The following is a 6,927-nucleotide window of genomic DNA, read 5'->3' as shown; positions in this document are numbered from 1 at the left end:
ACATCGCCGGTGTGACGGACTACTTTGACGAGAACGATACGTCGTACTTCGTCATGGACTACATCGAGGGCATCTCCTTCAAGACCTACATCGCCAATCACGGCGGAAAAGTCAGCGTAGAAGAGACCCTGAATGTGATGATCCCCGTCCTGCGGGCGCTGACGGCCGTCCATGCGGAGGGGTTCATCCACCGGGACGTGACGCCGGACAACATCTATATCACCAAGGACGGCATGGTGAAGTTGCTGGACTTCGGCTCTGCCCGGTACTCCATCGGCGACAAGTCCAAAAGTCTGGACGTGATTTTGAAAGTCGGCTACGCGCCCAAGGAGCAGTACATTAGAAGAAGCCGCCAGGGGCCCTTTACCGACGTCTACTCCTGCGCGGCCTGCTTCTACGCCGCCATCACCGGCTTTCTGCCGCCGGAGTCCCTGGAGCGGCTGGACGAGGACACCCTCGTTCCCATCTCCCAATGCGGCATCGACATCCCGGAGTACCTGGACAAGGCCATTTTGAAGGGTCTCGCCGTCCAGCCGGAGGACCGGTTCCAGAGCGCGGCGGAGTTCCTGGACGCCATCGAGTCCCAGCAGGTAGTGGAGGTGCCCGTCTCCGGCGGCGCGGCGGCGCCCGCCCCGGAGAAGAAAAAGGTGAAACCTGCCCGCATTGCCGCCATCGCCGCGGCGGTGGTCGTTGCCGTGGGGATCGGCATTGCCATCGGCGGGGGCGGCCGAACAACTGTTGACGCAGATGGTGAGACCGTCCAGCTGATACAGGCGGAGGTGCCCTCCATCACCATCGCCGGGCAGGAGTACAGCACCGATTTGACAGAGCTGGACCTCAGCAATCAGGGACTTACGAATACGGAGATTCAAGATCTGCATTATATGGTGAATCTGACAAAGCTGAACTTGGAAAACAATCCGGACCTTACAGATCTCTCACCGCTGGAAGAACTTCCGAATCTAACCTCTCTGACATTTGGACATTTCGGACTGACAAATTTAGACGCTCTTTCCGGGTTAACCGGATTAAACACATTAAATGTCAAAGCAAACCTCCCGCTCAATGATATTGGTGCATTGAAAAATTTGACAAGCCTTCACACGCTTGTGATTGATCGGGCAGATGGCAATGCTCCCGGGCCTGCGGTTAAAGACTTGAGTTCTCTTTCAAATCTCGTAAATCTAGAAAAAATGACTTTCAATGTAGCAGAGATCTCCAGCTTTGATTGGGCAAAAAATCTGGTCAACCTGAAAACATTGGAATGCTATTCTATGGATGCAACATTTACAGATTTAGATGCGCTTTCAGCTTTGACAAACCTGCAGACGCTGCGGCTTCCAGACAGAGTCTATGGTTATACAGAGCTTTATGATATTCAGGGGCTCAGCAATCTGACAGAATTGATTTCGTTGGAAATCCCTGTTGGTGTGGAGGATCTTGCTCCCCTTGCAAATTTAACCAGTCTGGAGAGTCTCACGATTTCCGGCGGCATCTCTGTAACGGGAGAGTTTACCTCCCTAGAGCCTTTGAAGAACCTGACGAACCTGACATCTCTATTTCTTTCCATGAATGGACACGAAAGTCAGTCTATTGATCTTTCCCCCCTGGCTTCTCTGACCAATTTGCAGTCCCTCACCATTCAGGCTAGAGATTTTGAATATGACCCTGTTGTTCCATCTCTTGTGAATCTGTCTGCTTTGAGCAATCTCACCAATCTGCAAAATTTGGATCTCACAGTCAGTGATGTAGTAGACATTTCTCCCCTCCGGAATTTGACAAATTTGCAATCTGTCACCATATCCGAATATGGGAGCCAGAAGATCACCGACTGGTCCCCGGTGGACCATGTGCCCAATGTGACGAAGAGCTGACGGGGCTTCCCGTTGAGAAAGCCAAACTGGCAGACCCAAAACCTTTGCATCCCTGGCCCATAAGCGGGAAAGACGATGTTCGGGCTTGGGCGGCCTCTGGCGCAAACAGCCGGGGGTGGAGAATGATCTCCACCCCCGGCATCGTTTATGCCCTGTCATTGGGATTGCGCGCAGAATCGCGTGAGGATCACGGCAGCCTGTGCCCGTGTGGCCCCGCCCTGGGGAGTAAGGGTGCTGCCGTCACCGGTGCCGCGGATGATCCCCGCGCCGCAGGCCCATTGCAGGGCGGCAACGGCGTACCCGGACACATCGGGGGCATCGGTGTAGCTGAGGATGTTGGTGTCCTCTCCGATGGACACATCATAGCCCATGTGCTGGGCGAAGCGGTACAGGATCGCCGCCATCTGTTCCCGTGTGATGGGGTCATCGGAGCCGAACCGGCCGTTGCCGTAGCCGCCGGCGATCCCCTCGCTGGCCGCCCAGCGGACAGCTTCGGCATAATAGGCATCCTGGGAGACATCGTCAAAGTCCATCAGGTAGTTCACCTGGGGGCTGCCCGCCATGCGCCAGAGGATGGTGACAAGCTGCGCCCGGGTAATGGCGGCGTCCGGACTGAAGGCGGAGCCGCTGGTACCGGACATGAGGCCGTTCCGATAGACATACGCCACTGCATCGGAATACCATGCGTCGGTGCCCACGTCCTCAAAGGGAAGAGCGTGGCTTTTCTCGTCGATGACGATGGCGTACTGGCTGGCGTGGGTCATCCGCAGAGCGGCGGAGCCGTCTGCGGCGATCCGGGCGCTGGTCTCAAAGGTCAGCGCCTCCTCTCCCTCGTCGTAGTGGTAGAGGTTTGCCCAATAGCCCGCATTTTCCCGGCCCAGGGGGGCGGTGAGGGTCAGGGCAAAGCCGAAGGCCCCGTCGTGGTCCAGAGATACCTGCACCGCGCCGTACTCCCCGGTGACGGTGTTGATCACGTCCACGGAGATGCCGCTGGTGTCCATGTCCACGCCCAGATCCAGATCGGACAGGCTGACGTCCTCCGGCACGTCCCGGCCGTCGACGGTCCAGGTGACGCCGCCGCCCATGTCCAGCTCCACAGTGATGTCCTTGCCGGCGATTTCCTCAAAGATCTCCGCCGGCACCTCCGTCTCGCCGTTCATGTCAATGGTGACGGTATCCCCATCCTCCGCGCTGCCGATCTCCTCCCGGATGTCGGTCCAGCCGTCGCTGTGCCCGGTGCTGGGGCCGGTGGGACGGCTGGAGCTACCTCCGCCGCCGCCGCTGCTGCGGCGCACCCAGCGGGCATAGAACGCCATGTCCCCCGCGTCTGCGGCGCTGATCTGCGTGTAGGGTCCGTCGGTGAGCGCTTCATCCGCGTACCAGCCGGCAAAGCGATAGCCGCTGCGGGTGACATCCCCTGCGCCGGGGAGTGACGCACCCGTGCCGCAGAGATAGCTGGTGACGTCCTTGCCGTCGGCAATGGTGCCGCCGTTGGGGTGCAGCGTGACGGAGTACCGTGCAGGTTCCGCCGCGCTTTTGAAATAGGCGACGCCCGCTGCCGAGGCCAGACCGGTGATCTCCGTTTCCTCTTGGAACGGCGAGCCTGTGATCTCTGCCGCACTGCTCTCGTCAGCGCCCACGGTCACCGTGATCTGCTCCCTCTCCGCCGGGGCTACGGTGATCATGAGAGCATCGATCCCGTTGCTGTACGCTTCGCTGTCTGCGGAAGCGGTTCCGCCGGTGGCTGTTACTTCGCCGCCGGAGATGGTGATTCCGGAAGCATAGAACCCTCTGCTGGACGCTTCGCTGTCTGCGGAAGCGGTTCCGCCCTCCGCCGTCACGGTGCTGCTGGAGATGGCGATTATGGCAGCCTGGATCCCTCCGCCGGACGCTTCGCCGTTTGGGCCGGTTGCGGAAGCCGTTCCACCGTCAGCGTTGACGGTGCCGCCGGAGATGGTGATATTATAGTAGGCATCGATCCCTCCGCTGTACGCTTTGCCGTTTGGGCCGGTTGCGGAAGCAGTTCCGCCGGTGGCGTTGACGCTGCCGCCGGAGACGGTGAGGTCACGGACAGAGATGCCGAAGCTCTCTGCGTAGCCCTCGCCGGTTGTGGAAGCAGTTCCGCCCTCCGCCGTGACGCTGCCGCCGGAGATGGTGATGTCGTGAGGGGTGAAGATCCCGTAGCTGTATGCGTCATTCGCTGACACCTCGCCGCCGGTGGCGGTGACGGTGCCGTCGGAGATGGTGAGGTCGCCGGTGACGAAGAGCGAAATCCCGCCGCCGGAGACGTCCAGGGTGCCGTCGCCGGAGATGGTGAGCTCGCCGCGGGTGTAGATGCCGTTGCTTGTGTCGCCGCCGGGCCCGGTGACAGTGCTGTCCCCCACCAGGACCAGGTTGATGCCGGCATCCTCGCCGCAGTAAATGGCGGCGCCTTCATAGGAGCCCTGGGTGATGGTGGCACCCTTGAGGGTCAGGGTCTCGCCGTCCCACATGATGTTGTAGTTGTTCCCGTCAGCGCCCTCGGTCGTGACCTTGCCGCTTTCGTTCGTCAGGGCGTAGGCGGTGGTATCCTTGTCGCCGGTCAGCCTCACGCCGCCCACGTAAATGTTGGGATCGTCAGGGCCGGGGTCACCAGCCTTCCCGGCAATGCTGTGGAAGTATTGGGCGCTGGAGATGCTGCTGTCGGAAATCTCTTTCTCGCTGGTAAACGGCGAATCTGTGATTTTCACGGCGTTGTCCGCGTCAGCGCCTGCGGTCACCGCGATCTGCTGCCCCTCCGCCGGGTCGATGATGACTGTGCCCGTGGTGCGTACCGCCTGCGTGTCCCCCTCCGCCGTCACTTCGCCGCCGGAGATGGTGACTCCCATGGTGGCGTTGATGCCGCAGCTGTATGTGTTATTGCCTGACACCGTGCCGCCGGTGGCGGTGGCGGTGCCGCCGGTGGCGGTGACGGTGCCGCCGGAGATGGTGAGGTCAGAGGCGTCGATGCCGCAGCTGCCTGCGTAGCTGCCTGTTGCCGATCCGCCGGTGGCGTTGACCGTGCCGCCGGAGATGGCGGCGTCCTCCTCGACATAGATGCCGCAGCTGTATGCATACTCGCCTGACACCTCTCCGCCGGTGGCGTGGACGGTGCCGCCGGAGATGGCAAGCGTTTCACGGGTGACGTAGATCCCGAAGCTTGCATTTTCGGCAGCGCCGCCCTCTGCCGTGATCGAGCCGCTCTGGACGGTGATGCCCCCGTCGGCATAGATCCCAGGGCTGATATCTGTGGCAGCGCCGCCGGTGGCCGTCAGGTTGCCGCCTCCGGAGATGGCAAGGCTTCCCCCGGTGTAGATGCCGTAGCTTGCCCCGGTGCTACCGCCGCTGGGCCCGGTGACGGTGTTTGTGCCGGTCAGCTGGAGTTTTAGGTCGCCGTCCCAGTAGATGGCGGCATCCTCATAGGAACCGCTGGTGATGGTCGCGCCGTCGAGAGTCAGCGTCTCCCCGTCCCACTTGATGTTATAGTTGTTCCCGTCAGCACCCTCCGTCGTTACCGCGCCGTCCTCGCCCGTCAGGGCGTAGGCGGGGGCGCTGGCGGTGCCCCAGAGAGCCTCGCCGCCCACATGGAGGTTGTAGTCGTCGGATACATAGACCTGGCAGGTGGCGGATTTGCCGCCCGCGGCGGCGGTAATGGTGGTGGTGCCGCCGTCTACGCCGGTGACGTTGCCATCCTGGTCGACCGTGGCAGTTCTTATATCACCACTGCCCCAAGACACGGTGCGGTCGGTGGCGTTATCGGGTTCCACCGTTGCCGTGAGTTTTACGGTTGCGCCCACCGGCAGCCGGAGCTCCGTCTGGTCCAGCGTCACGCGTTCAACGGGGACGGTGTCCCCGCCGGCGGAGACAAAGCTGTGGAAATACCTGCCGGCGGCCGTGACCGTCTCTTCTGCGGTGTATGAAGTGGGTGCGCTGCTTGCGCTGCCGTTTATTACCGTGATCGTCTGGCCCTGTTGGGGCTGGATGTTCACGGGTGTGTTGGAGGGGAACATACAAGTGCCGGAACCCTCCTTTGTAATCGTGACTGTGCCGCCGCAGATGGTGAGGGCGGAGGAGTTATAGAGGCCGTAGGTCGTGCCCTCTGCGGTGAGGGTGCCGCCGTTGACGGTGACGCCGTTGGGTGCCTGGATGGCGAACTGGCCCTCCGCGGTGACCGTGCCGCTCTCCACGGTAAGGCTTGTTGCATAGATCCCTCTATCCCCCGTGGCGGTGAGCCTCCCACTGCCGGAGATGGTAAGGGCGCCGCCGTTGTCATAAATGGCGTAGGAACCGGTGACCGTGTTCTCCCCGATCAGCACAATCTCCAGGTTTTTGCCAAAAGGAGTGATGCCGTAGCCGCTGCTCTGAATCACTGCATTGTTTAGGGTCAGCGTCGTGCCGTCCCACTTGATGTTCCAGACATCTTGATCAGGGTCAAAGCCCTCGTCGGTGATTTTTGTGACGGCGCCGCTGCTATTCGTCTTGGCGTAGACGGGGGTATCCGCGCTGCCGTACAGCTTCACACCGCCCACCATGACCTCTGTTGTCTGGCCCGCCGCCAGCGCCGCCGTGGGCAGCAGGGTGAGCGCCATGCACAGGCAGAGCAGGATGGCCGTCAGTCGTTTGAGTCTCAAATTGGTTCCTCCTTCCGTGTCCCGGCGGCCCCCCGCTGCTTCCCGGGGCGGCGCCGCTTCTCGTTGCTGCATACCCCCAGCTGGGAGCCGGGGAACTGGTGGTAGTGGCGGCAGGCGCCGCAGTCGATGCCCCCCGGACTGTCTCCCATGTCGGCGTGGGGACAGGCATCCTCAATGGTCAGCAGGATGGGCCGGCCCGCCGGGGTGTAGGCCGGCTGGTCTATGTAGTCTCCGTAGTCCTCCACATAGGCCTGGGTGCGCTGGTCCCAGCGCAGGGGGATCTCCAGGATCTCGCCGTCCAGCTCATAGCGGTTGCATGCCTTCATCCCGCAGCCTCCTTTCCTCCGTCCTCGGAGCGGCGAAAAAGGGCGCGCCCCGCCCGCGGAATGTCCGCGGACGCAGCG

3 protein-coding genes are annotated in these 6,927 nt (G+C 61.6%); 1 reads left to right on the top strand and 2 read right to left on the bottom strand.

Features of this window, described 5'->3' with window-relative positions:
- Positions 1-1,874 (top strand): protein kinase domain-containing protein (locus tag H9X91_RS08960; RefSeq protein WP_204804449.1); only part of this gene is annotated, 1,874 nt, incomplete at its 5' end.
- Between the two features lie 155 nt (positions 1,875-2,029).
- Here the strand turns inward: H9X91_RS08960 and H9X91_RS08955 are convergent.
- On the bottom strand, positions 2,030-6,523 hold the full coding sequence (locus H9X91_RS08955) for an S-layer homology domain-containing protein (RefSeq protein ID WP_204804447.1): 4,494 nt from the start codon (positions 6,521-6,523) through the stop codon (positions 2,030-2,032).
- On the bottom strand, positions 6,520-6,849 hold the full coding sequence (locus H9X91_RS08950) for a hypothetical protein (protein ID WP_204804444.1): 330 nt from the start codon (positions 6,847-6,849) through the stop codon (positions 6,520-6,522). The genes H9X91_RS08955 and H9X91_RS08950 overlap by 4 nt, the downstream gene beginning before the upstream one ends.
- Positions 6,850-6,927 lie beyond the last annotated feature (78 nt).

Origin of the sequence: Oscillibacter valericigenes, assembly GCF_016902445.1 — a bacterium.
Classification (GTDB): Bacteria; Bacillota; Clostridia; order Oscillospirales; family Oscillospiraceae; genus Oscillibacter; species Oscillibacter avistercoris.
Note: the sequence above shows the minus strand (reverse complement) of the source record. Positions and strands in the feature narration are given on the sequence as shown.

What these genes read in the sequence shown, in the direction of transcription:
- H9X91_RS08950 (WP_204804444.1), bottom strand. Translation starts at nt 6,849, where the DNA reads ATGAAGGCATGCAACCGCTATGAGCTGGACGGCGAGATCCTGGAGATC.